This is a genomic window from Anditalea andensis, from assembly GCF_000714815.1.
GTDB lineage: Bacteria > Bacteroidota > Bacteroidia > Cytophagales > Cyclobacteriaceae > Anditalea > Anditalea andensis.
Map to the genome: position 1 here is coordinate 429,239 of NZ_JMIH01000023.1, position 24,815 is coordinate 454,053.

The 24,815-nt window shown below is 38.9% G+C and carries 17 protein-coding genes; 9 read left to right on the plus strand and 8 right to left on the minus strand.

All coding sequences use genetic code 11. The annotated features are described in order from the left end of the window. Nucleotides 1-133 precede the first annotated feature (133 nt). Nucleotides 134-1,741, minus strand: coding sequence for an aminopeptidase P N-terminal domain-containing protein (locus EL17_RS16415; RefSeq protein WP_035076431.1), 1,608 nt, complete (start codon nucleotides 1,739-1,741; stop codon nucleotides 134-136). Between the two features lie 312 nt (nucleotides 1,742-2,053). Between EL17_RS16415 and pafA the strand changes: the two genes are divergently transcribed. From pafA to EL17_RS16440, 5 genes are all read left to right on the plus strand, one after another. Continuing rightward, nucleotides 2,054-3,694 (plus strand): alkaline phosphatase PafA, encoded by a 1,641-nt coding sequence (pafA, locus tag EL17_RS16420; protein ID WP_035076433.1) that lies wholly within the window; start codon nucleotides 2,054-2,056, stop codon nucleotides 3,692-3,694. A gap of 415 nt (nucleotides 3,695-4,109) precedes the next feature. Then, nucleotides 4,110-5,546: a GMC oxidoreductase gene (locus EL17_RS16425; RefSeq protein ID WP_035076435.1), complete on the plus strand. Its 1,437-nt coding sequence runs from the start codon at nucleotides 4,110-4,112 to the stop codon at nucleotides 5,544-5,546. A 12-nt stretch (nucleotides 5,547-5,558) separates the two neighbouring features. Continuing rightward, on the plus strand, nucleotides 5,559-5,975 hold the full coding sequence (locus EL17_RS16430; protein ID WP_035076437.1) for a hypothetical protein: 417 nt from the start codon (nucleotides 5,559-5,561) through the stop codon (nucleotides 5,973-5,975). 23 nt (nucleotides 5,976-5,998) lie between these two features. Then, entirely contained in the window at nucleotides 5,999-7,477 is a 1,479-nt protein-coding gene (locus EL17_RS16435; RefSeq protein ID WP_035076439.1) for a hypothetical protein, read from the plus strand. 55 nt (nucleotides 7,478-7,532) lie between these two features. Continuing rightward, a complete protein-coding gene (locus tag EL17_RS16440; RefSeq protein WP_035076441.1) occupies nucleotides 7,533-9,359 on the plus strand; it encodes an alkaline phosphatase family protein in 1,827 nt (608 codons plus the stop codon). Nucleotides 9,360-9,542: 183 nt separating this feature from the next. Here the strand turns inward: EL17_RS16440 and EL17_RS16445 are convergent, their stop codons facing one another. Beyond that, nucleotides 9,543-10,703, minus strand: a complete 1,161-nt coding sequence (locus EL17_RS16445) for a homogentisate 1,2-dioxygenase (protein ID WP_035076443.1) — start codon at nucleotides 10,701-10,703, stop codon at nucleotides 9,543-9,545. Between the two features lie 219 nt (nucleotides 10,704-10,922). On the opposite strand from EL17_RS16445, the gene htpG reads away from it, so the two are divergent. Further along, nucleotides 10,923-12,806 (plus strand): molecular chaperone HtpG, encoded by a 1,884-nt coding sequence (htpG, locus tag EL17_RS16450; protein WP_035076445.1) that lies wholly within the window; start codon nucleotides 10,923-10,925, stop codon nucleotides 12,804-12,806. A gap of 311 nt (nucleotides 12,807-13,117) precedes the next feature. Here the strand turns inward: htpG and EL17_RS16455 are convergent, their stop codons facing one another. Together EL17_RS16455 and EL17_RS16460 are read right to left on the minus strand one after the other, a co-directional pair. Further along, the gene (locus EL17_RS16455; RefSeq protein WP_035076447.1) at nucleotides 13,118-13,525 is read right to left on the minus strand and encodes a hypothetical protein; all 408 of its coding nucleotides are present in this window, start codon (nucleotides 13,523-13,525) and stop codon (nucleotides 13,118-13,120) included. 637 nt (nucleotides 13,526-14,162) lie between these two features. Next, on the minus strand, nucleotides 14,163-14,723 hold the full coding sequence (locus EL17_RS16460; RefSeq protein WP_035076449.1) for a helix-turn-helix domain-containing protein: 561 nt from the start codon (nucleotides 14,721-14,723) through the stop codon (nucleotides 14,163-14,165). Nucleotides 14,724-14,858: 135 nt separating this feature from the next. On the opposite strand from EL17_RS16460, the gene EL17_RS16465 reads away from it, so the two are divergent. Together EL17_RS16465 and EL17_RS16470 are read left to right on the plus strand one after the other, a co-directional pair. Then, nucleotides 14,859-16,862 carry an alpha-ketoacid dehydrogenase subunit alpha/beta gene (locus tag EL17_RS16465; protein WP_035076451.1) on the plus strand — a complete coding sequence of 668 codons (2,004 nt, stop codon included), beginning with the start codon at nucleotides 14,859-14,861 and terminating at the stop codon, nucleotides 16,860-16,862. Between the two features lie 268 nt (nucleotides 16,863-17,130). Next, entirely contained in the window at nucleotides 17,131-17,829 is a 699-nt protein-coding gene (locus tag EL17_RS16470; protein ID WP_035076453.1) for a hypothetical protein, read from the plus strand. A 130-nt stretch (nucleotides 17,830-17,959) separates the two neighbouring features. Here the strand turns inward: EL17_RS16470 and EL17_RS16475 are convergent, their stop codons facing one another. Further along, a complete protein-coding gene (locus tag EL17_RS16475; protein ID WP_035076455.1) occupies nucleotides 17,960-19,135 on the minus strand; it encodes a hypothetical protein in 1,176 nt (391 codons plus the stop codon). Between the two features lie 337 nt (nucleotides 19,136-19,472). Between EL17_RS16475 and EL17_RS16480 the strand changes: the two genes are divergently transcribed. Continuing rightward, nucleotides 19,473-20,549 (plus strand): cytochrome-c peroxidase, encoded by a 1,077-nt coding sequence (locus tag EL17_RS16480; RefSeq protein ID WP_035076457.1) that lies wholly within the window; start codon nucleotides 19,473-19,475, stop codon nucleotides 20,547-20,549. 395 nt (nucleotides 20,550-20,944) lie between these two features. Here EL17_RS16480 and EL17_RS22725 read toward each other — a convergent pair whose 3' ends face one another. The 3 genes from EL17_RS22725 to EL17_RS16495 form a co-directional block, all read right to left on the minus strand. After that, nucleotides 20,945-22,018, minus strand: coding sequence for a BF3164 family lipoprotein (locus EL17_RS22725; RefSeq protein WP_164675120.1), 1,074 nt, complete (start codon nucleotides 22,016-22,018; stop codon nucleotides 20,945-20,947). Between the two features lie 591 nt (nucleotides 22,019-22,609). Further along, nucleotides 22,610-23,785, minus strand: a complete 1,176-nt coding sequence (locus tag EL17_RS16490) for a hypothetical protein (RefSeq protein ID WP_035076458.1) — start codon at nucleotides 23,783-23,785, stop codon at nucleotides 22,610-22,612. Between the two features lie 366 nt (nucleotides 23,786-24,151). Further along, the gene (locus tag EL17_RS16495; protein ID WP_035076460.1) at nucleotides 24,152-24,700 is read right to left on the minus strand and encodes an REP-associated tyrosine transposase; all 549 of its coding nucleotides are present in this window, start codon (nucleotides 24,698-24,700) and stop codon (nucleotides 24,152-24,154) included. Nucleotides 24,701-24,815: the final 115 nt, after the last annotated feature.

Genomic DNA, 24,815 nt, shown 5'->3' on the forward strand with positions numbered 1-24,815 from the left:
GAAATACCGGGAATACTTTTTTTTAAGGTATTTATAAGGCTTAAAAAATTAACCTGAACGGCCGAATCCTGAATATATATCTGCAAACGTAGCCCCAGCCCATACTTTGAGCTGGGGCTACGTTTTAGAATTTTTAATCAAGTTCCGGAAGCACCCACTGCTCTAAGATGCTCGGATTTGCCATCATGCTTTCTATCTCATCACTGCTCCTCGGGGCTAAGGAAGATAAATTTTCATATCCATCGCTGGTAATCAAAACATCATCTTCAATCCTGACGGCGATTCCCCACCACTTTGGATCACAATCACTGCCTTCAGGGATATATATACCAGGCTCAACAGTCAGTACCATACCCTCTTTGAGGACTCCGTAGGTACCACGGTCATGCACATCCAATCCCAGATGGTGGCTGGTACCATGTGGAAAATATTTATGCCTCTGACCTCTTTTGATAATCCCAAGTGAAATCAGGCCTTCATTTATAATGCGCTGGGCCTCTTTATTGATGTCACTGAATTCCCCTCCTGCTCTACATTTATTAAACCCTGCTTCCTGGGCCTTATACACAAGGTCATAAATTGCCTTTTCCTCTTCGTTATATTTCCCGGATATCGGGATCGTTCTGGTTACATCAGCAGTATACCCTCTGTATTCGGCACCCAGATCCATCAGAATCAATCTCTTATCTATATCCCTTTTATCATTTTCTATATAATGTAATATACATCCATTATGCTCAGCTCCTACGATGGAAGGATATCCTATCCCTTCTGCACCATATCTTTTGTAAACAAATTCATGGATCCCCTGCACTTCCCTTTCCGACATTCCTGGTTTAAGGGCTTTCATCACTTCCACCTGTCCTATGGCTGATATCTGAATGGCTTTCCGTAACATGGTCATCTCTTCTGGAGTTTTGGATTCCCTTAGATGATCCATCATATTACCTAAGGTACCAATTTCGACTTTTGATTTTGGAAGACGTTCCTTTAGAGCTATTCTTTTTTCCGGGGTGTCTGCATCCAAAAAATCATTAAGCACTTCATCATTTTCTACAGATGTATAATATTGTCTGTATTTACCTATCACCTGTGCTACATTGGCAGCATTTTCTAGATCTGTAGCTCTTATTAGTTCATATAGCTCAACGGTCACCTCATCGGCATTTTGGGGATAGTCAGAAGATTTTATAAAAGCGGTCCTCATAGCATTTAGAGGCTTATTACTAGGGCTTTCTTCTATATCTTTGAGAGAAAAAGTAAGTATTTTATCAAAGACACTAAAATTTAATCCTGGAAAAGCATCAAACTCATTGTTAAGATAGACATGAGAAAAGGCTAGCTTATCCTTTACACCTTCCGTTCCCAGTCTCTTGCCGTTCCACATCTCTGCATTTTCATCCCGGGGCTGCACAAAAAAGAGTTCATCCGTACGGATTTCACCAATCGTTCTCTCAGAGCTAAAAATTAAAAGGGTGGCATTAGGCTCTCTGAAACCAGTAAGGTAAAATAAATCAGTATTGGGGTGATAGATAAAATCCACATCGTTGGACCTGTTCTTGACTGGATTTGAAAAAAATACTGCCACAGAATTTTCCGGCATGATGGCTCTCAAAGCTGCTCTACGTTCTTTATGAAAATCAGCATTCAGGCCATCATCAAAAAAAGATTGGGCCTGAACACCCATGGTAAATAAGAACAGTAAAATAAATAACAATTTGTTTATATGTGGATAAGACATATTTTATAAAGTTTTAAGTCAACGATATAACCATAAGTATTATTATAATGCATACTATTTATCAATGCAGTAATACTAGATAATAGTCTGTGAGGCAATATACTGCCTCTTATGAACATTATACAAAAATGCTATTTATAAGTTTAAATTACAATCATTCAATTTTAAAGCTTGTTAACAGAATATTACCTTCTAAAGGGTAGAATTTACCACCTAGACCATTCTTGCGCCCCCAAAAGCAAAGTAAGTCAACAAGACAGGCATATTTATATGGATTGTTTATCTTTGCATGATTTAAAAAAATACAGCATAATGAAAATTTCATCTCTCTTTTTAATAATTGTAAGCGTACTAACCATCCATCATGCTACGGCACAGACAGGTGCTCCTAAACCAAAAATCGTAGTGGGGATAGTAGTGGACCAGATGCGGCAGGAATATATTTATAAATTTCAAGAAAGATATGCGGATGGAGGATTCAACAGACTGGTACGTGAAGGGTATATGATGAAAAATGCGCATTATAATTATATCCCTACCTATACAGGTCCAGGGCATGCATCAGTATACACTGGGACCACACCATCTACTCATGGTATCATCGGTAATGATTGGTTTGTGAGAAAACTAAACGGGACAATTTACTGCGCCGGTGACAGCACTGTCTCCAATGTAGGAGGAAGCTTAAATAGCGGCCAGATCAGCCCCAGGAATATGTTAACTACTACAATAACTGATGAGTTAAGATTTTCTTCTAACAAAAGATCAAAGGTGGTAGGCGTAGCCATCAAAGATCGGGGCGCAGCATTACCAGCTGGGCACCTGGGAGATGCATACTGGTTTGACGCTTCCACAGGAGAATTTATGACCTCTACTTATTATTATAATGAACTTCCCGACTGGGTAAAGGAATTTAACAATCGTAGGCTCCCAGAAGCATACCTATCCCAATCATGGCAAACCCTCTACCCTATAGATTCCTACATCCAAAGCATAGAAGATACCAATGATTTTGAAGGCACCTTTACCGGAAAAGAAACTACAGATTTCCCTTATCATCTGCCAGATCTGATGGAATCCAACGGGGGGCTTGGTCTGATATCCACCACTCCCTTTGGAAATTCTCTCACCTTAGATATGGCTTATGCAGCTATAGAAGGGGAACAGTTAGGGATGGGTGATGAAACAGACTTTCTGGCTGTCAGCTTTTCTTCTCCGGACTATATCGGCCACAAATTTGGCCCCACTTCAGTAGAACTGGAAGACAACTACCTTCGGTTGGATCTAGAACTGGAAAAGTTTCTTAACTACCTAGATAGTACCTATGGAGAAAATGAATACCTCGTTTTCTTAACGGCAGACCACGGCGTGGCGGAGATAGTGGAGTATATGCAAAGCGAAAATGTGCCCGCAGGTAGATTGAATAGCAGGTTTATTACTACACAACTTAAAGGATTTACCAACCAGATGTACGGAGAAGGTGAATGGATCTCCAACGTCTCCAATGAGCAGATCTACCTGAATAAGGATCTTGCCAAAGAAAAAGGCCTTGACCTAGAAGAAATGCAAAAAGACCTAGCAGAATTTGTACTCCGTTTTGATGGAATCAAGGAAGCCTATACAGCCAGTGATTTAAAGCGAATGAGTTATACCGAAGGCAGAAAACACTTGCTCCAGATGGGGTTTAACCACAAAGCATCTGGAGATGTAATGATGGTATTAGAACCAGGATGGCTTTCAAGTACCTGGAAAGGAACTACACATGGAACCGGATTTAATTATGATACGCATGTCCCTGTAATTTTTTATGGCTGGAATGTCCCCCAGGGAGAAAGCGCTGCATACTGTACCATCACTGATATCGCACCTACACTGAGCATGATGCTAGGGATCCGTTTGCCAAACGGAGCTTCAGGAAGCCCTATCTTACCCATTAGTGATATAAAACAGTGATATACTGTTTATAATGACATTTGAGATTAAATACAGCAGTATTAAACAGTATTTATATGTATGTAAAACACAATTTTATTATTTCATAATTACATAAAATTTCATAAACATAGGAAAATCATAACGATACAGGTAAAGTATTTTGATTAAATTTTCACTATCTTTGCAACATGGGATTATCTTAGAATATGTACCCTATTTTTAAGATGAACATTACCCACATGTATTTATTTTAGCAAGTGAATCTGCCGAAATTGAGTCTGATATATTATTTCCATTCAGATTTCTTTTATAATAATGTGTTAAAACAAACTAGGCAAGATCACCAGCTAAACATTAACGATATCTTCATATTGGGAAGTAAATTTATTGTATAAAAAGGTTCATATTTCCTTACTAATTACTATTGGTATAAATGAATGATAATAGATTTGATCTGATTATGGTAGGGTCCAGCTTTGCTTCATCCTTCTTTTTGAAGCAATATTTGGAAAAAGCGCCTACGCATGCCAAGATTCTAGTATTGGAAAGAGGGTATCTTTACCCACATACTGAACGGCTAAAAGCACAAAGAGGAGAGGAAAACTTTATTGCTAACCCCAATCAAAGCAACAATGCTACTTTTTTAAATGCTACAGATAATAAGCAATGGGAATTCCAGACCGGATTCGGTGGAAGCTCCAACTGCTGGCATGGATGTACTCCACGGTTTATGCCTTCTGATTTTAAAATGCAATCACTCTATGGAGTAGCTGCGGACTGGCCCATACAATACGATGAATTAGACCCATATTATACCGCAGTAGAAGGCATCATGTCCATCTCAGGCGCTTCTAATCCACCCTATCCTAAACATTCTGCTTACCCATTGCCTCCTCATATATTCAGTACCGTAGACAATATACTGCACAATCACTACGGAAACCTATACGTGCATCCACCCACAGCGAGAGCCAGTATACCGATAAATGGAAGAGGTGCATGCTGTGCCAGTGCAGTCTGCTCCATCTGTCCTGTCAACGCAAAGTTCACTATTGAAAATGGGCTGAGAGACATATACAGCGACCCTAGAGTAGAACTGGTTTATGGCGCACAGGTGCATGCTTTGGGGGCAGCACATGACAGTATTAACAGCATACATTATATACATGATGGCATAGAAAAAACAGCTATGGCGGAAGTATATGCACTGGGAGCCAATGCCATTTTCAATGCCCACATCCTGCTTAACTCAGGGGATGACAATCCTTTGACCGGAAAAGGTATCGGAGAGCAAATCTCTTTGGAGGCAAGAGTTGACCTTCATGATTTAGATTGTGTAGGTGGAAGTACCAAGGTAAACGCCAATGGATACATGCTTTATGATGGTAATCATCGAAAAGAATTTGCAGCCTGTCTGATGGAAGCCAACAATACCCCATATATACGTTTTGAAAGGGGGAAATGGAGGCATCAGGCCCGCTTTAGAATGATCTTTGAAAATCTTCCAGAAAACGAAAATCATGTTTCCCTTACTTCCGATAAATTGAAACCAGCTGTACATTTTAATGGAGTATCAGAATATGCCCTTAAAGGCATTGAAAATATGAAAAAGGTCCTACCAGACGTACTCTCGTGCTTACCTGTAGAAAAAATTGAATATTCTGCACTACACCCCACGGAATCCCACATTTTGGGGTCTACTAGAATGAGCCTTACCCCGGAAACAGGTGTGGTGGACAAAAATCTTTTACATCATCAATACAGAAACTTATTTGTCTTGGGCAGTGGCGCTTTTACTACTTATTCACCTTCTAATCCTACTTTGACCTTATCAGCGCTTTCCATGATGGCCGCAGATAGGTCTTTTTAAAATTTAGAATATATGAACCGTCGAAAATTTTTAACCATAACCGGAATCGGGGCAGCTGCAATGGCTATACCTACCATAGGCCTCACCTCTACTTCTTTATTTGATGCTGCAAAAGGAGTGCTTCATCAAGAATTCAATTATTTAAATCTAGATGGGGATGGAGTGGACCAATATCTCCACGAATACCTTAAAAAAAACAGCGAGGGAATATCATATGAATTAAAGATGAAAGCTTTCCATCTTTTTAATGTCCGAGCAGAAAAATCCACCATCGTTACTCACCTGACTCAAAACTACCTCTTGTCCACTGATTTTTTTATAAATAAGATGGATGAGACCAAGACAGTATATTACCTGGGCCCGTACAATCCTTATACCGCCCCCTGTACCAACCCTTATACAAATCATTTTTATCCTTCAGCATCTTAAGCTAATTAAAATCAAATGTTTATATGGAAATAACGGCTCATCAATACGATAACATTAAAAATGTCAATAGGGAAGCTCATACTTCAATATCCATAGAGAGGTATCAGATTTTTTGTATTTTATATGTAATAGCCACTTTCTTTCACCTGATCAAAAACAGGGAAATGGACAGCGATTTTTCGATGTTTATCTTAACTTTATCTGGGGTTTTTCTCTTATTTAAGCCGAAATCCATATTACGTTTTACTATATTCCTTTTGCTACAGCTACTGGTTATATTCATTCATATGCCTTTGGTAAGTAACCATTGGATATTTACGGCATTTGTGAGTGCGACGATATTGCAGGCACTGCTGGTTCATATTTTTAATACCCGATCCTTTGAAATTAATCGTGGAGATCTTTACGAAACATTTGCTCCGGTAGTAAGGATTCAGTTATTGATACTGTACTTTTTTGTGGTTTTCCACAAACTGAATTATGATTTTTTCAATATCGATGTGAGCTGTGCCACCATGCTGATGAAAGAAACCCGAGGAATGTCCCTATTGCCATTATCTCCAGCTTTTTATGCCATTAACGCATACTTTACCATCTTCATTGAGCTTTTGATTCCTTTGTTATTGGTATTTAGAAAAACCAGAAACACAGGTGTTTTGATTGGACTATGTTTTCATAATGTCATAGCTTATAGCAGTTATAATGGTTTTTATGATTTTTCATCGATGATTTTTGCCCTTTACTTTTTATTTGCAGACGATCGTTTCACTATAAAAATCAGTAATACACTGCAGCACCTTAATGAAATTAAACAAAATATAGCAGACAAAATAACTCTTATAAAAAACGGCCTGAGTGTTTTTAATTTCTACAATTTCACCTTGATTACTTCCCTCATATTGGGAGGACTTATAGTCGTCTTACTCATCCAATTTGTGATGAAAGATTATGTATTGCTATTATGGGCAGCCTATAGTTGTACATTTATAGTATTCTATCTAATAGCTATCAGAAAAAGTCCTATTCAAAAGTATGATACTCGTCGCAAGCTTTTGGGTTTACCTTATGTTTCTCTCGCTATTATACCAATATTGGTTATTATAAATGGGATGAGTCCTTATTTAGGTCTAAAAACGGAAAATTCTTTTGCCATGTTTTCAAATTTAAGAACAGAGGGAGGTATATCCAACCATTTCTTTATGACACCAGCTTTTCAGCTATTTGACTATCAAAAAGATTTGGTTGAAATAACTCACACCTCTGATCCTGTCTTACAAAAATCAATAAATAACAATCAATTGATTACCTTTTTTGATTTAAAACAAAGGGTATCTATCGCACACCCAAAGGAGGTAGATTATATATACAAAAATGAATACCATACTTTTAGAGCAGGTGGGCCCGATACAGAAGGGTTGTTGAACAGAAACCCCCTTTTATTAAGAAAGATCCTCAGATTTAGGCCTATAGATAAAAGCGGGAACCAATCCTGTGGCCATTGATCCTCTCAAGGATCATATTACACAATAAATATATGAATCAACAATCACTAAGCTTATGAAATTAAGACATCTGGGGATTATTATTTTTTTATTTTTCCTTTGCTTCCGCATCAGCTATGCTCAAACTCCTGATAAACCCAAACTAGTGGTAGGGATAATAGTAGATGGCATGAGGCATGAATATTTATATAAATACTATGATAGGTTTACCGAAGGAGGATTTAAGAGATTGATGAATGATGGGTATATGATGTCAAATACCCACATCAATTATATTCCCACTTTGACAGCTCCAGGGCATGCATCTATCTACACCGGCGCCACTCCTTCAGTCCATGGGATTATCGCTAATGACTGGTTTGTAAAGCCCCTTGGAAAATCTATTTATAGCGCAGAAGACCAAAAGTATTCAAATGTAGGGGGAAGTGCCAGATACGGTCATATAAGCCCTCAAAACCTTAAATCAACCACCATAACGGATGAACTACGTCTGTCGACCAATAATCGATCCAAAGTAGTATCCATTTCTTTAAAGGAAAGGGGAGCAGTGTTTTCTGCTGGTCATTTGGGAAATGCACTCTGGATGGACGGCCAATCGGGAGAGTTTATGACCTCTACCTATTATATGGACACACTCCCTAGCTGGGTACATCATTTTAATTCCTTACAACTTACCCAAAGATATTTATCTCAAACCTGGAACACCCTTTACCCTATAGAAACATACATACAAAGTGTTGAAGACGCCTTTGAGTTTGAAGGTAAGTTCAAAGGACTAAAATCATCAAATTTCCCATATGACCTTTCTACTTTAAAAGAAAAGAATGGAGGAATGAATATGATCATGACTACCCCATTTGGCAATTCTTTGACCTTTGACATGGCCTATGCAGCTCTTGAGGGAGAAAATCTGGGTAAAGGCCAAGAAGTGGATTTTTTAGCCCTCAGCTTGTCAAGTACCGATTTCATAGGCCACAAATTTGGCCCCACTGCTGTAGAAACTGAAGACACCTATTTAAGGGTGGATCGAGATTTAGAAAATTTCTTACAATATATGGACATGCAATATGGAAAAAATGAATATTTGGTCTTTATGACCTCTGACCATGGCATGGCTGATTTGGTGGAATACCTGGGAAGCGAGCAGGTCCCTTCCGGTAGATTGAACAAGCAGATCATTATAGATGATATTACGACCTCGCTAAATGAAAAATTCGGTCTTCCCTTCAACGTTGAAAAAATGCTGTTGCTAGGTATTGTCATAACAGCTTGCTATATAGCATGCCTCTTTTATTTCCGGTACTCCCGTCCTTATTTGTTCCAAAAAAAGTATTTAGTTATACTATCATTTCTATATCTAGCAATAATGGCAATGATTCCCTATCAAGAATTTAAAGCTTATCGAAATCGATTAGGAGGTTGGGTTTCTGATTTCAGTAACGAGCAGTTTTATATTAATTCACGATTAGCTGATGAAAAAGGTATAGACATGAGTGAGATCCAAACTTATATTGCTAACCGAATGCTGCAATATGAAGGCGTAAAACATGCTTATACTGCCACTGATCTCAAACGACAAAATTATACGAATGGAAGTGCGAAGGATCTTCAACTGGGATTTAACCATAAATCCTCTGGTGATGTCATGCTGATATTAGAACCGGGATGGCTAAACATTGATTATTTAGGAACTACCCACAATACTGGATATAATTATAATACACATGTCCCTTTAATATTCTTTGGCTGGAACATACCCCAGGGTCAAAGCATGGAGTATTGTACGATCACCAATTTGGCCCCAACATTATCTATGCTTTTAAACATAAGCCTTCCCGGAGGGGCTACAGGTCAGCCTATTATGTCATTATTTGACCAATAGATTTTCTAACAAAACAAAGTATTGAATTCTTATACATTAAATACCTACACCACAGGAATATTTGTAGAAAGGAAAGATCTCATGATATGGAATATCAATGGCTAAGAGCTTCTTTTGGTAATGGGAAATAATGTAGAAGATTATCCTATACCCTTGAATTTCTTTCAAGGGTATAGGATAATATCATTCAGACCAGCTTTTGGGATAATTTTCATCTACATATTCCAATGCCGCAGTAGTAACGTACAGAGAGTTAAACGTATCCAGCATGACTGCATATTCCTCCGTTTTTTCAGCACCAAGGCTTTTTTCGACTGTTCCCGGATGAGGGCCATGAGGCAGCCCACCCATATGGAGCGTAAATGAACCCCTATCTATTCCTTTCCTACTCATAAACTCCCCTTCTGCATAATATAGGACTTCATCAGAGTCGATATTGCTGTGGTTATAGGGAGCCGGGATGGAGAGCGGATGATAATCAAATAGTCTGGGCACAAAGGAACAGATTACAAATCCACCTGCCTGGAAAGTCTGATGCACCGGCGGCGGCTGGTGGATACGCCCGGTAATGGGTTCAAAATCATGTATTGAAAGGGTATAAGGGTAAAGATACCCATCCCATCCTACTATATCACACGGGCTATGGCCATATGTATACTGGTGAAGCATATCCTGCTTTTTAATCTGTACCAGATAATCCCCTTTCTTCTCCTCCAGATGTATATCAGTCGGAGGATGGATATCTCTTTCACTGTATGGAGAATGTTCCAACAGCTGTCCCACTTCATTTCTATACCTTTTTACTGTTTCAATAGGCCCCTTGGATTCTATTACTAATAAGCGAAGGGGCCCAAAATTCCATTCGAACCTATATATAGTAGTCCTTGGGATGACTATATAATCCCCTTTTGTCACATTTAATTTCCCAAACTGGGAGTACATGACCCCCACTCCATCATGGACATAGATCAGTTCATCACCATCAGCGTTCTTAAAGAAATAATTCATCTTCCTCTCTTCGGGCACACAGATGCCCATCATGACATCATTGTTTTTAAGCAAAATTTTCCGTGCGCCAAGGTAATCTTTACCTGTATTAGTAATGGTAGAGGTATTAAGATGGGTTTGTTTTAGGCCATAACCTTCAGCTATATCCCACTTATAGGGAATAGGCTCACCTATAGATTTAATATTATTAGGATTATTTATATGGTATAAATTGGAGTAGATTCCGGAAAATCCTTTGGAACTTACCAGCTCTTCCTTATAAAGACTGTCGTCCGGCTGTCTGAACTGTATATGTCGCTTGGGTGGGATCTTCCCTAACCTGTGGTAGTAGGCCATAGTGATGGATTTTTATGTTTACCTTAAATTTAGATATATTCTTCCAATTATTAAATGGATGATTTAGGATTTTTAAATTCTTATATTGGATTTAATCATAATATCAAAAATCTCCATCCTTAAATCCAACTGCCATTTTGACATCAAAAATCCTTTGGAACAGCCCTTGTTAATCTATTTAAGTCAATATTGTAAAACAATTAAAACTATACTATAGCCATGCAGGAAAAAGGTACCATCTCGATACATACCGAGAATATTTTCCCGATTATCAAGAAATTTTTATATTCTGACAATGAAATCTTCCTAAGGGAACTGGTGTCCAACTCGGTGGATGCCACCCAAAAGATGAAGCGGTTAGCGACATTAGGTCAGTATACCGGCGACCTGGGTGACACTACGGTAGAGGTAAGTTTTGATAAAGAGAAAAAAACCATCACCATTTCTGACAGAGGACTGGGGATGACCGCAGAAGAAATCAAAAAATACATCAACCAGATCGCTTTTTCGGGAGCTGCTGAATTTGTAGAGAAATTCAAGGATGCCAAAGATGCCAATGAGATCATCGGTAAGTTCGGTCTCGGCTTTTATTCTGCCTTTATGGTGGCCCATACCGTGGAAATCAATTCGCTCTCGTATCAGGAAGGCGCTGAATCTGCCAAATGGATCTGTGACGGAAGTACCCAGTTTGAAATTTCAGAAGGTACGCGCACAGAGAGGGGAACTGAAGTTATCCTTCACATCAATGAAGAATCCGAAGAGTTTTTAGATAAGTGGAAACTTCAGGGCATCCTAGATAAATACTGTAAATTTTTACCTGTTCCGATTAAATTTGGAACCAAAACAGACAGTGTAGAAGACGGGAAAGATGAAGAAGGCAAGACCAAATACAAGTCTGTAGAATCTGACAACATCATCAACACCACCTCTCCCATCTGGACGAAGTCTCCAAACGAATTAACTGATGAGGATTACTTATCTTTCTATAAGGAACTTTACCCTATGAGCGAAGATCCTCTTTTCTGGATCCACTTGAATGTAGACTATCCATTTAACCTAACGGGGGTGCTATATTTCCCTAAGGTGAAGAATGAATTTGAACTTCAGAAGAATAAAATCAAACTTTTCAGCCGTCAGGTATTCATCACAGATGAGGTAAAAGATATCGTTCCTGAATTCCTGATGCTCCTACACGGTGTGATCGACTCTCCGGATATCCCGTTAAACGTATCCAGAAGTTTCCTTCAGGCAGACAGCAATGTGAAGAAGATCAACAACTACATCACTAAAAAAGTAGCAGATAAGTTGGGTGAGCTTTACAAGAAGGACAGAAAAGGCTATGAAGAAAAGTGGAACGACATCGGTCTTTTCGTAAAATACGGTATGATCAGTGAAGATAAGTTTTACGAAAAAGGTAAAGACTTTGCTTTAGTTAAAAATACCAGAGGGGAATTCTTTACTATCGAGGAGTATAAAGAGAAGGTAAAGCCAACACAAACTGATAAGGACGAGCAGACCATCTTCCTTTATGCCACAGATACAGATAAGCAGGATTCCTTCATCCAGTCAGCCAATAAGAAGGATTATGATGTGCTGGTAATGGACAGTCCTATTGACAGCCACTTCATCCAGCAGCTGGAGCAAAAGCTTGAAAAGACTAGTCTTAAAAGAGTGGATGCAGATGTAGCGGATAAGCTGATCAATAAAGAAGAGAGTTTTGCCAATGTATTGACCGAAGAACAAAGCACCAAAGTGAAAGAGGTCTTTGAAAAGGCTTTAGACAATAAAAGCTTCTCTGTGGAAGTAGAGGGACTGAACCCAGATGAGCTTCCGGTGACCATTACCATGGAGGAATTCATGAGAAGAATGAAGGACATGGCACAGACCGGCGGAGGCATGGGCTTCTACGGACAGCTTCCTGATCACTACAAAGTAGCCATCAACGGAAACCATAAAGTAGTGGACAAGATCCTCAAAGCAGAAAACGAAGAAGATCAGACCCGACTTGCCAAGCAGGCAGTAGATCTGGCCATGCTTTCTCAGGGCATGCTGAAAGGTAAAGACTTGACCGAATTCGTGAGAAGAAGTGTAGAGATGATTTAATCATATCTGCTATTGAAAAAAAGCCCCACCAAATGATGGGGCTTTTTTTTAATCAACCATTAAGGAAGAAAAGATCATCTTGATTTAAGCCACAGGTTTGGATAAGGCAATTTACCACTGCTGTCATCTCAATTTGCCTTCGATATCGACCGCTGTTTTTATATTTAAAAATACGCTACTGCATTATTTAGCCTTAAAACAACCGGCAGACAGCATCAGCATGACAAGCAAGAAAAAGGCTTTGGCAAAAACAACTTAGCGGTGATGTCATCCAGGGAATTTTTGGGATCATTAAAATGAAGCCTTGAAGCTTAAATTAACCAAGATAGTATCCCGAAAATCAGGATTTGTATAAATCCCCAACGATAAAATGCACCGATACCCAATCCCTGATATCCAAATCCGGATTTATATTTGATTAGGTTTTGGATCTCCATACACGCCTCTAAATAACCCTTTTCCATCGTTTTAAACCCGATATTATGCGCAATGGAGCCATTACGCAAATTACCATTGGCAAAACTTTGATTCAGGCTAAGCTGCGGAGTAAAGTGGATTCCATTGGATTTGTATTCAAATAATGGCCCGGTAAGATGTGAATAGGTCAGGTTTAGCGCCCTATCTGAAAATAATTCATATAGTCGCATGGTCTGTAAATAACCTGGCAAGGTAATGTATAGGTCTCTTTGTTTGGGCCTAATGCCGTAACCGGTATGCATATAGGAAAGCGGAAAGCGAAGATCTGGATGTATAAAAAGCAATAGGACAGGTAATCAAAATATACAATGAACTTATGCCCCAAAAACACAACACTACCCCCACTTTAACCCTACCCTGATAGTTGGTCATTAATGCCCTCTCAGCGTTATAGCAAAAATTACTTGGTACTGATTTAACCCCCAAATAAGTGTAAAGCCTCAACTCTCGATCAAGTACCAGTTCCATATTCGATCCTGTGGAGAAAAAAAAATCATCTACAAACCCATCGAGTACCTCTCGACCTTCAAAGGAGACCAGCAGGACTTTAATATTGTCAAACTTATTAATGCTGTTTTTTTAAAGTCTTAAGTTCTATTCTACACCAATCAGGCAGAATTAAAATACATAATTAACAAAGGACTCCCCAGGGCGAAGTCATGAATATCAGTTTCCTGGCCTCCTATAGATAGTAAGCCATACTTGGAACAGTTTGAATTTATTCCTCTATTAAAGTAATATAAATTGTTTTTTGCTAGTATTTCCAGCCTAGAAAAAGTGTACTCAAAGGGTCGGGTATCTTAGTGGAAAGCCATACGTTTGGAAAAGAATACCTTCCTTCAAGTTATTAGGAATATACAGAATCAGCTAAATCAGAAATTAAACTTTATCTAGCCCAATCCGTGGCTTATCCTTCAGTTTCTTGTATTCCGATGGCGTCATCCCCGTCACTTTTTTAAACTGGGTAGAAAGATGCTGCACACTGCTGTATCCGAGCTTCCAGGCCATCTCACTCAAGGTAAGTTCACGGTAAAAAAGTAATTCTTTTGCCTTTTCTATTTTCAGGTGGATGAAATACTTTTCTAACGTTATGCCTTCCATGCTGCTAAACAGCGTAGTCAGACGGCTATAGTCTTCCCGCAGCTTATCTGCTATATAGGATGTCAGGTTAATACCGGCATGCATTTCATTTTGGAGCAGTTCATTGAGCAGATTTTTTACGCTTTCTATCTTTTGAATGTCTTTGTCTAAGAGGATTTCAAATCCCAGTGGTATCAGATGCTTGTCTAAATCAGCTATTTCAGTAGCCGATAGCGGTTTGAGTATAGTAACTTTTCCAAGTTCTACTTTTTCATATACCAAACTTTGCTTTTCCAAAGCATTTTTAACCGCCATAATACAGCGTGGACAAACCATGTTTTTTATAAAAATCTCTGCCATTCCTTTTAACTACTGTTTGATACCGGATAGTTCTCCAACATTTTAAATGATCTATAAATTTTATTTCAGTTTAACATAGGTTTGCTTTGCTCTAAATGAAACATTAATTTGGAGAGATTATTAAAAGATAACCCAATGGCCTACGATGCTTTATCCCCCGTTATGAATTTTGACCGGAAGGACTATACTGATAAAACCCTGATCCAATTATACGAATCGCTTTTAATGCCAAGAAGGATCGAAGAAAAAATGCTGATCCTGCTCCGGCAGGGTAAAATCTCCAAATGGTTTAGCGGCTGGGGACAGGAAGCGATCTCAATAGGTGCTGTCAATGCCCTGGACCCAAAGGAGTATATCCTGCCCATGCACCGCAATCTAGGTGTTTTTACGGGAAGGAAGTTACCATTGGCTAGACTCTTCGCACAGTTTCAGGGAAAAACATCCGGTTTTACCAAAGGTCGTGACCGCTCCTTTCACTTCGGTACCAACGAGTATAAAATAATAGGGATGATATCCCATCTCGGTCCCCAGCTGGCTATAGCCGACGGGATAGCTTTGGCAAACAAGCTATCCAATGAGCAACATGTGACTCTAGTATTCAGTGGTGATGGTGCCAGTTCGGAAGGAGACTTTCATGAGGGACTTAATGTAGCAGCAGTATGGCAGCTGCCTGTAATCTTTATGATCGAGCACAACGGCTATGGTTTATCCACCCCGAGCGAAGAGCAATACAGGTTCAAAAATTTTATCGACAAAGGTCCAGGCTATGGTATGGAGACCGTAAAGATTGACGGTAACAATGTCCTAGAAGTTTATGATACAGTAAAGTGTCTGGCAGAAGACATCCGTCACAATCCAAGGCCGGTCTTGGTGGAAGCAATGACCTTCAGGATGCGCGGACATGAGGAAGCTTCTGGGACCAAATATGTCCCCCCTCACCTTTTTGACCTCTGGACCCAAAGAGATCCTGTGACCAATTATGAAAAATACCTCATAGATGAAGGCATCCTTTCCCCTCAGAAATGGGAGGAGATCGATTGTCGAATAAAATCCCACATCAATGATGGACTGGAGATCGCCTTTGCCGAGGAACTCCCATTGCCCCATACTGAAGCGGAGCTTATTGATCTGTACCACCCATTTCAGCAAAAAACCATATATCCAAAAACAGAAAAGCAGACCGAAAAAAGATTTGTAGATGCCATCAGCGACAGTCTACGTCAGAGTATGGAAAAATATCCTGAATTGGTGCTCATGGGTCAGGACATAGGTGCTTATGGCGGTGTCTTTAAAGTCACAGACGGTTTTGTAGACCAATTTGGGAACCAGAGGGTCAGAAATACACCTCTCTGTGAAAGTGCCATCATCGGTACCGCGCTGGGTTTATCTATAAAAGGTTTTAAAGCTATGGTGGAAATGCAGTTTGCCGATTTCGTCACCTGTGGATTTAACCAGATCGTAAATAACCTTGCAAAAAGCCATTACAGATGGGGACAAAATGTCGATGTGGTCATCCGGATGCCCACAGGTGCTGGGGTTGCCGCCGGCCCATTTCATTCCCAGTCCAATGAAGCATGGTTTTTCCATACGCCAGGATTAAAAATCGTCTACCCGTCCAATCCTTATGATGCTAAAGGCCTGCTAAATGCCGCTATAGAAGACCCGAATCCCTATCTTTTTTTTGAACATAAAGTGATGTACAGGTCAATAAGTGAAATTATACCGGATGATTATTATACTGTAGAAGTAGGTAAGGCAAAACTGATTAGAGAAGGCGGGCAGCTGAGCATCGTCACTTATGGTATGGGCGTACACTGGGCAAGGAAAGCAGTGGAAGAGATGGAAGTAGATGCTGATATAGTAGACCTCCGGACTCTACTCCCTTGGGATAAAGACACAGTAGCGGGGACTGTTAAAAAAACAGGTAAGGTAATTATCCTGCATGAAGATTGTCTTACAGGTGGTATAGGTGCAGAGATTTCGGCTTGGATAAGTGAGCACTGTTTTGAACACCTCGATGCACCGGTGATGAGAGAAGGAAGCCTGGACACTCCTATACCCTTCTCTTCTAGTTTAGAGAAAAACTTTCTTCCTGAAGGAAGACTTAAAGATAAATTAAAAAATTTACTAGATTTTTAATATCCAGATAAAGTAAAATAAACCTTTTACTAGCATTTAATAACTTTTTAAAGTCAATATAAGTGAAATATATTCTGTATCCGTAAACTCATTCCCATGCAAGTAACTTTTTTTATTTATTGGCATAAAGATTGGTTCCATCGCTTTTAGTATATAAAATAAACAATTACAAATACATTAAATCGAGCGTCGCGAAAATGATTGCCCATCGAGATAATCTTCAAGTATGCTTGATTGTATGTAAACTTTAAAAACAAATTATAACCACATGAAAAAAAATATCCTTACACTATCCTGTTTGGCGCTTGCTACTTTAGGCTTTTTCTCTTGCAGCAGTGATGGACAAGAATCAATGGTATCTACCATCAATTTGAATTCCAATACACAGATAACCAGTGAAACCTCCTCTCCGGGAGTAGTATCTGGAGCAAATTTATTAAATGCAACCATCAGATTACGTGAAATAGGTATTGTGTTGACGGGCAACAATGCCACCAATAGAATTACCATAGGTGATGGAAGTGTGAAAGAGATATCTTTACTAAATTTTGGACTGCCTACCGCTCCAAAAGATTTAGGTGCTGCAGTAATAAATCATAATGAGTATGACCGTATGACCATGAGGATGGATAGAGGGGCTCAGTTAACCGATAATGACCCAATGAAAAACAGATCATTGGCTGTCTCGGGTACTGTAAATGGCAAAATCATGCATTTTTATACTAATGTAGAGCAAATAATAACCAGGGAACTTTCGGGAGGTCCTTATAACATTAATGCTGATCAAGTATTACTATTAAATGTTAATCTCAATGCCTTGTTTAATGGAGTTAACTTAACCACTGCCATAGATGAAAATAATGATAACATTATTGAAATAGAACCAGATGGGATAGATGGAAATTCGGCTCTACATAATCGAATAGTAGAAAATCTCGCCACTGCCATAACCATCACAAGACAATAAACCAAACAAATTTTTTTATAAATAAATCAAGGGTACCCTACAGGTACCCTTTCTTTTTTTCAAATTATGCTTGCCATACGCATAAAAACTAATAAGATTGTGTACAATTAAGACATCAAATCTTAAATCATTATCCTTTGATCCTGAGTTTATAGAAAAGATTATAGTCTCTTTCTATCTCAGGGCTAATATTATCATTGAAGTAAATGTTTCCCTCATCATCCACAAAATTCAATGTTCCATGAACCGGAACCTGATCTATCGTCCCTATCTGCTTACCTTCTTTAACTACAATATAATATGGCTTAATATACCTTTTCTGTGCTTCTTTAAATTCCGGAGAGCTATAATACTGATCGCCTGCCTGTGCCTGGATTTCTCTGTTGATATCGGCTGGGATCTGGGTAAAGAACTGTATCAGGATGTAATCACCAGCATACCGTATGTCTGAAAAGTTCGGATAATCTGAGATCCTCCCCTCCTCTTCCGGAGAAACAGCGGGAGCTTCATTAGGGCGGTGACGATGTGTTAATTCTACCATTCCTTTATAAACAGGATCTGATCCGGCATAATCATATAAAAACAACTGTGTTCCAACTCTAGGAAGCACCGCCATTTCCATTTTTTGTTTATTAAAATCCATAAGTGGAAAACTTTCTCCCACAAATCTGTTATTGGCCCTTGGTTCCCATTCTGGTGGAAAACTTTCCAATAACCGGTTCTCTTCTGTATCCAAATTGTAGCCATAAATTACTCTGGCATGATTGTAAAAATCTGCACCGGATTTTTTAAAACTGATTTCAGCAGGGTTGTAAGAATTAGGCTCTTCCCCTACCATCATGGCCTGCCCTTCTTTTATAAATGGATGGAAAGTAGTCCTTGTTTTATAGAGCATCATCCGGTATAGTCCTTCGGAATTAAATGGAACAGCCTTTATTTGTTTACCTTTCAGGTCATAGATAAAATAGCTGGTATAAAATCCTTGGGCTACAAATCTGTCCTTTCCTAGAAACTTATACCCAAAAGCACCATTGGAACCTACGCCATCAGGGCCTTCATTCACCACATCAAATTCCCTGATGACCCTACCCTCGATATCGACCAGCAAAGGCTGACGGCTTTTATTTCCTTTAAGAAGAAACATCCTCTGCTCTGAACTATAATCATCCAGATACAATGGCTCCAACATGTCCACCATCAGTGAATCCACCAGTTCAAAATGGAGACCATGGTCCTCCTGCTTATCATCCGAACATGAGGCCCATATAATCCCTATAAACAATATAAATACTGAAATCCTCTTCATGCTTATAAATTTAAAATATGATGCAAAAGTAAACTTATGAATTTGTCAATCTTACTTCTTAGTGTTAAAAAGTCTGATTTATATGACGGCGGGTTGTACCAAGACTAGGACTAGGCCTTATGCACGGCTCAGGGGGAGGCTGTGCCTCCCGGTAATGAATAGAGGCACAGCCTCATCTTTAGCAGTCCTAAGGCACAGCCTTAGGATAACCGAAGCCTTACTAGTTTCATGATAGATAAAACACATAAAAATAATTTTTATCATAATCCTAAATGATTTTTGTCACTATACCTTCTTCTCCCAGATGGTAATTTTACGATGTAAAATCGCAGATATTATGAACAGAGGAATATATATAATAGGGATAAGCGCCGCTTTTTTGAGTCTTGTGATCATACACTTGCTATCCATTGATTCAAGAGAGGTCGTGAATAAGGATAAGGAAAGTCTTAACAAGGAGGATATACGGCTATGGGCATTGGCCAATAAAAATTTAAAAGCTATACCGGAACAATCCTTTGCAGCAGACCCTCTTCATGAGGAGAGGTATGAACTAGGTAAAATGCTTTATTATGAACCTAGATTAAGCATTAACGGCACGCAAAGCTGTAATACCTGCCATGATTTAAATACATTTGGTGTGGACAATTTATCCACATCCCCAGGAGCTATCGAAGGGAGACGGGGAGACCGCAATTCCCCGACTGTCCTAAATGCGGTATTACATGACAGTCAGTTCTGGGATGGCAGGGCTAAAACTTTGGAAGAGCAGGCTAAAGGCCCCATCCTTAATCCCGTCGAGATGGCCATTTCTCATGAAGATATTTTATTGGAAAGATTAGCGGGCATAGAAGAATATGTGACCCGCTTTGCCAATGCTTTCCCTGAAGATGCCAATGCTTTATCCTATGATAATTTGGCCATTGCCATTGGCACTTTCGAAAGTACTTTATTGACCCCTTCCCGATATGATGAATTCATGAACAAATCCTTTACAGCTCTTTCGGAAAAAGAAAAAAGAGGGTTTAGCATATTTATAGAATCCGGTTGCCAGACTTGTCATGATGGCCCGGCTTTGGGAGGGATCCAATACAGAAGGTTTGGAGAAATTAATGATTTTTGGACATTAAACAATAAAATCGGTAAGGACAAAGGCATGATTATGCTTACAGATAATCCAGGTGATCTTTATAAATTTAAAGTACCTTCTTTAAGAAATATTGAAAAAACCTATCCCTATTTTCATGATGGGAGCATTTGGGATTTGGAGACTTCTATCCATATCATGGCTAAAAGCCAGCTGAACCTTGACATGACTGACGAGGAAATTGAAGATCTGGTGGCCTTTCTCAAAACACTCACCGGTGAAGTACCAGAACGGGCAAGGCAAATTCCTGAGTTGCCTGGAAACTGAAAATTCAGAAAGGCAACCTCCAGAACGGGATGAAAGGTGAGGATGCATCTCTTAATAAATAATCTTCGGGCTTAAAAAAAATGAATAATGTAAGATTTGCGAGCTATGATTTAAATAATGATCAGAAATTTATAAACATACATCTCAATATTAATCACCATTCTGAAATCTCAAATCACCTCATCTTCACCTTATAAAATACATTTTAATCTCTTTCTATGGTTGGGTTTCTGTTATCATTAAGATAGATGATGTCTTCAGGAGATACATAGTCCATTTGGCAGGGAGCAGGTTAATAATTGTTCAATGGCTCCCTATTATAAAATATGATTATCAATACCCATCTATTTAAATTTTGAGGCTTAGGAGAAGCCGAAAACTATTGCTATTTTTTATCATCTATATTTGAATTCTACTATGTCTTCGTTTTCTTCTGAAGACAATCCATAAATAATTTGATTTTCCTCGTCTACAGTTAAGTATTTGATTGGCCTATCTAATTCAAACTGTCTCACCATTTTCCCATTATAATCAAATACAAACACGATACGGCTTTCTACCATACCAGTGGATTTGATTTTTGAAACTTTCTCTCCATTGTAAAGCATATATATATAATCCTCTCCCAAGAAAAAATCTTGATAGGTTCTTACAGCATCAGCATCATTCATGTAGTAATATGGATCATTTGCAGATCTATATCCCACTTTATAATCTGGAACCTCAAAAAAGGGACCTTCTACCACTAATATTTCTTTAGTTGGGTAATCCAGAATTTCAAAATGATCCCTGTCCATGGAGAAAAAGCCAAATTTACTTTTACTTTGGTTTGATGTGAAATGCATGGCAAAAGCAGAAATTGCTATATTTAGTGGTGGGTCACCAGGGAGCATTCCTTTCCAACTTCCATAGCCTCCTAAAATCTCTCCCTCTTTACTATATTCTACAAACTTTTCCTCTCCTGACACCCGAATACCCATTAGTGTAGTGTCAGTAAGCCATAAAATATCTGTAGCCAAAACAAATTCAGGATTTCTTTGCTTTAATTGTTTGCTAGAAAGTTTAGCAGTACTGTCTTCTAATGAGAATTCAGAAAAAACCTTATCGAAATTATATGCCCAGAACTTTCTAGGGGTAAAGCTGTAATCGAATGTCCAAATATAGGATATCTCACCTGGACCATATCCTTCTACTCCCAGCCCGTAAGCCCATTTCCTATCCTTAACATCAATTACATGGATCGGTGGTGACATTGCTTTATCAGAGACAATTATATGCCCATCGACCAGAAAGGGCTTTCTGGTATTATAAAAATTTTTGATTCCAAAGGGGATTCCTGTTAATTGCTCTGTATTTGGAAGATTACCCTCTATACGGACCCAAGTTTCCCCAGCCCGATATTCGGAGTTTTTATCGGATGAACACTGGCACAATATTACTAAAATAAGTAAAAGGGAAATTCTTGACATAATTTCATCTAAAAAGATCTTAATAAGCGGAAGAGAAACCTTCCCCCAACTATACATACAAAAGAACTCAATGGGCGATAGGACCACAATCAGGTCCTAGTCTTGAGTCTGCATAAGTAAATCCATATCGGTCGTTGCATCGAACGTTTGATTCTTGACAACAATCGGCCATAATTGATACTTCTGCTTTTGATTGATTTAGATCTATAAAAGTAGACCCTACTGTAATTCCTGCTCCCAATAGAAGCCCAAGCGCTAAAGGAGCTCTCAATAATTTTTCATAATTTGCATTTGTATGGTTAATAATGAATTAAACTACCTAAATCTAATGTTTTTTTTATAAATCCAAATTTAGTTATCTATTTTAGTCATATTGAGTACCTATATTAAAGCTTCACCACCTATTCTTCCAAATTATTAACTCCGAAGGATTTGTGTGGGTATATTAGAGATATTGGCGAGTAGTGCCAAGGCTGAGCCTTGTGCACGATTAAAGGTGAGGCTGAGCCTCACGATCATTATAAATTAATTGAGGCACAGCCTTATATTTACCAGTCCTAAGGCAGAGCCTTAGGACAACGGACCTGCAGATCATTCATTCTTCATTCTAACCTTATAAAACACATTATAATCCCTCTCAACGGAAGGCTTTCTATTGTCATTAAGAAATATAGTACCATCTGAGGACACATAGTCCATTTGGCCGGGAGCAGGGAAATCGTTTATAATCCCTACCTGTTTGCCATCTTTGGCGATGATGTAATAGGGTCTAAAATACTTTCTCAATGCCTCGTGCCATTCCGGGCTTCTTCCATAATTTTCATTCCCGGCTCTGAGTTCGCGTTGGACAGATTCTGGAACCTGGGTATTGAACTTTACGATCTGATAATCCCCAAACATGCGTAGGTCATTGAATCGGGGATAGGAGTTAAACGGATCATTAAATCCATTTGTAATCCATGTAGAAAGCGGAGCTCTTTCCGGATGAGCTAAATCTGTTACATGCTTTAAATTGGAAGTGCCAATTCCATCGTATACAAACAACTGGTCTCCCGTTCCCGGAAGTATGGCATATTCCATAGTAACCCGATTAAATTCCGACAACGGATAGCTTTCCCCAACATAAATTTTATCTTTCCTTGGAATCCACTGATGTGGAAAACTTTCCATAAAAGTCAGGCTCTCTAGATTTATATCATACCGGAAAACCACCTTTGCCTGTTCGTAAAATTCCTCATAAAGCTTCCCGGGATTTATATCTGCATAGGAAAAGGCATTTATTTCCACGCCAAATATATAGGGCTCTGCGTTTACCATACCCGTCCTAAAAGGTATTCTGTAATGATAGACCACAAAAGTATTGAAGTCCACCATTGGGGAAGGTAATACCCTAAGCTTTCTCTCAAATCCAACATCATAAATGTGAAACCTTGAATTTGCATCCATACAAACTACCTTGTCATCACCTAAAAACTGACATCCCAGAGCGCTTCCACCTACTTGGTCAGGGCCATTTCCAATGATATCAGGCTTAGCAACTACCCTCCCACTTTTATCCACCAAATAAACCGATTTACGTTTTCCCCTCAATAAATATAACCCATTACCCTCATGATAATCATCCAATTCCAAAGGTTCCAAAACATCAATTACCAATGAGTCAAGCAATTCAAAAGGCACTTCTCTTATTGCAGACTCATCATTAATATCGGACGGGCTGCAGCTTTGAAAAAACAGGATATAGCTAAATAGGGTAATTAGGAACATCCTTGGCATGAGATCAAATTAGTTTTAGATTGTAATAAAACAAATTATCTGATAATAAACAAAAGTATTAGTTATAAAATTAAAGATTTAAACGGCCGCGCGTGGTGCAAGCATCTCCGATGCGGCACCCTGATTATGAGTCTCTGACTCATATCTACACTTGAGTCAGAGACCCTATAACAGTCCTCCCAAGTCAGGGACTTTTTGAAGAATGTCGCGCGTGTGCAAGCATCTCCGATGCGGCACCTTGTTTATGAGTCTTTGACTCATAGATTCAATATCAGAATTCCCAAGTCAGAGAATTGAGAGAACAGCACATGTAGCGCAAGTATCTCCGATGTAATACCCTGATTGTGAGTATTATACTCAATACAAACTCACCCTCACTAACCCCTTCATCCCCGCATAATCCCTAGCGGAACTGAATAGATAATGTTCCTCTTCCTCCACAATCATTGCTTCCACAGGATTTTGGTGGATGTAGTGGAGTTTTTGTTCAAAAAACTTATCGGAGAAAATTTCTATTGGATGGAATCCATCTTTCCAGAAACGATATTTTTCAACTCTATCAGTGATGTTGCCTCTGAATTTCATATGTTTTACAATAAACTCCTGCCGAGATTCAATGGATTCCGTTTCTAGGCTCCATATAACTTTTTTGGCTACAAATTTCTTAAAATCTCTCATAATATCACTCAGCTTATAAGGTTCCTTTGCCCTACAAAGTAGATGTAAATGATTAGTCATAAGAACCCAGGCAAAAATCTCCAACCCCTTATTATCCACACAATAGTTGAGACTGTCAACAATATCTAATTTATATTCTTTTCTGGTAAATATATCCAGCCAATCTATGGTGGTGATAGTTACAAAATACACTGCATTTTGATCCGAAACTTTAAAAGGTCTATCCATATGGGTTATAAAAAATTTTACGATGATATCTATATGAAGAGTCAGAGACTCTATTACAGCACTCCCAAGTCAGAGACTTGCGAGAACCGCATGTAGTTAGTTGTGCAAGCATCTC

Excerpts from the sequence above, each read along its gene's own strand:
- EL17_RS16415 (WP_035076431.1), bottom strand. The coding sequence starts at position 1,741 with ATGTCTTATCCACATATAAACAAATTGTTATTTATTTTACTGTTCTTA.
- pafA (WP_035076433.1), top strand. The coding sequence starts at position 2,054 with ATGAAAATTTCATCTCTCTTTTTAATAATTGTAAGCGTACTAACCATC.
- EL17_RS16425 (WP_035076435.1), top strand. The coding sequence starts at position 4,110 with ATGAATGATAATAGATTTGATCTGATTATGGTAGGGTCCAGCTTTGCT.
- EL17_RS16430 (WP_035076437.1), top strand. The coding sequence starts at position 5,559 with ATGAACCGTCGAAAATTTTTAACCATAACCGGAATCGGGGCAGCTGCA.
- EL17_RS16435 (WP_035076439.1), top strand. The coding sequence starts at position 5,999 with ATGGAAATAACGGCTCATCAATACGATAACATTAAAAATGTCAATAGG.
- EL17_RS16440 (WP_035076441.1), top strand. The coding sequence starts at position 7,533 with ATGAAATTAAGACATCTGGGGATTATTATTTTTTTATTTTTCCTTTGC.
- EL17_RS16445 (WP_035076443.1), bottom strand. The coding sequence starts at position 10,703 with ATGGCCTACTACCACAGGTTAGGGAAGATCCCACCCAAGCGACATATA.
- htpG (WP_035076445.1), top strand. The coding sequence starts at position 10,923 with ATGCAGGAAAAAGGTACCATCTCGATACATACCGAGAATATTTTCCCG.
- EL17_RS16455 (WP_035076447.1), bottom strand. The coding sequence starts at position 13,525 with ATGCATACCGGTTACGGCATTAGGCCCAAACAAAGAGACCTATACATT.
- EL17_RS16460 (WP_035076449.1), bottom strand. The coding sequence starts at position 14,723 with ATGGCAGAGATTTTTATAAAAAACATGGTTTGTCCACGCTGTATTATG.
- EL17_RS16465 (WP_035076451.1), top strand. The coding sequence starts at position 14,859 with ATGGCCTACGATGCTTTATCCCCCGTTATGAATTTTGACCGGAAGGAC.
- EL17_RS16470 (WP_035076453.1), top strand. The coding sequence starts at position 17,131 with ATGAAAAAAAATATCCTTACACTATCCTGTTTGGCGCTTGCTACTTTA.
- EL17_RS16475 (WP_035076455.1), bottom strand. The coding sequence starts at position 19,135 with ATGAAGAGGATTTCAGTATTTATATTGTTTATAGGGATTATATGGGCC.
- EL17_RS16480 (WP_035076457.1), top strand. The coding sequence starts at position 19,473 with ATGAACAGAGGAATATATATAATAGGGATAAGCGCCGCTTTTTTGAGT.
- EL17_RS22725 (WP_164675120.1), bottom strand. The coding sequence starts at position 22,018 with ATGTCAAGAATTTCCCTTTTACTTATTTTAGTAATATTGTGCCAGTGT.
- EL17_RS16490 (WP_035076458.1), bottom strand. The coding sequence starts at position 23,785 with ATGTTCCTAATTACCCTATTTAGCTATATCCTGTTTTTTCAAAGCTGC.
- EL17_RS16495 (WP_035076460.1), bottom strand. The coding sequence starts at position 24,700 with ATGGATAGACCTTTTAAAGTTTCGGATCAAAATGCAGTGTATTTTGTA.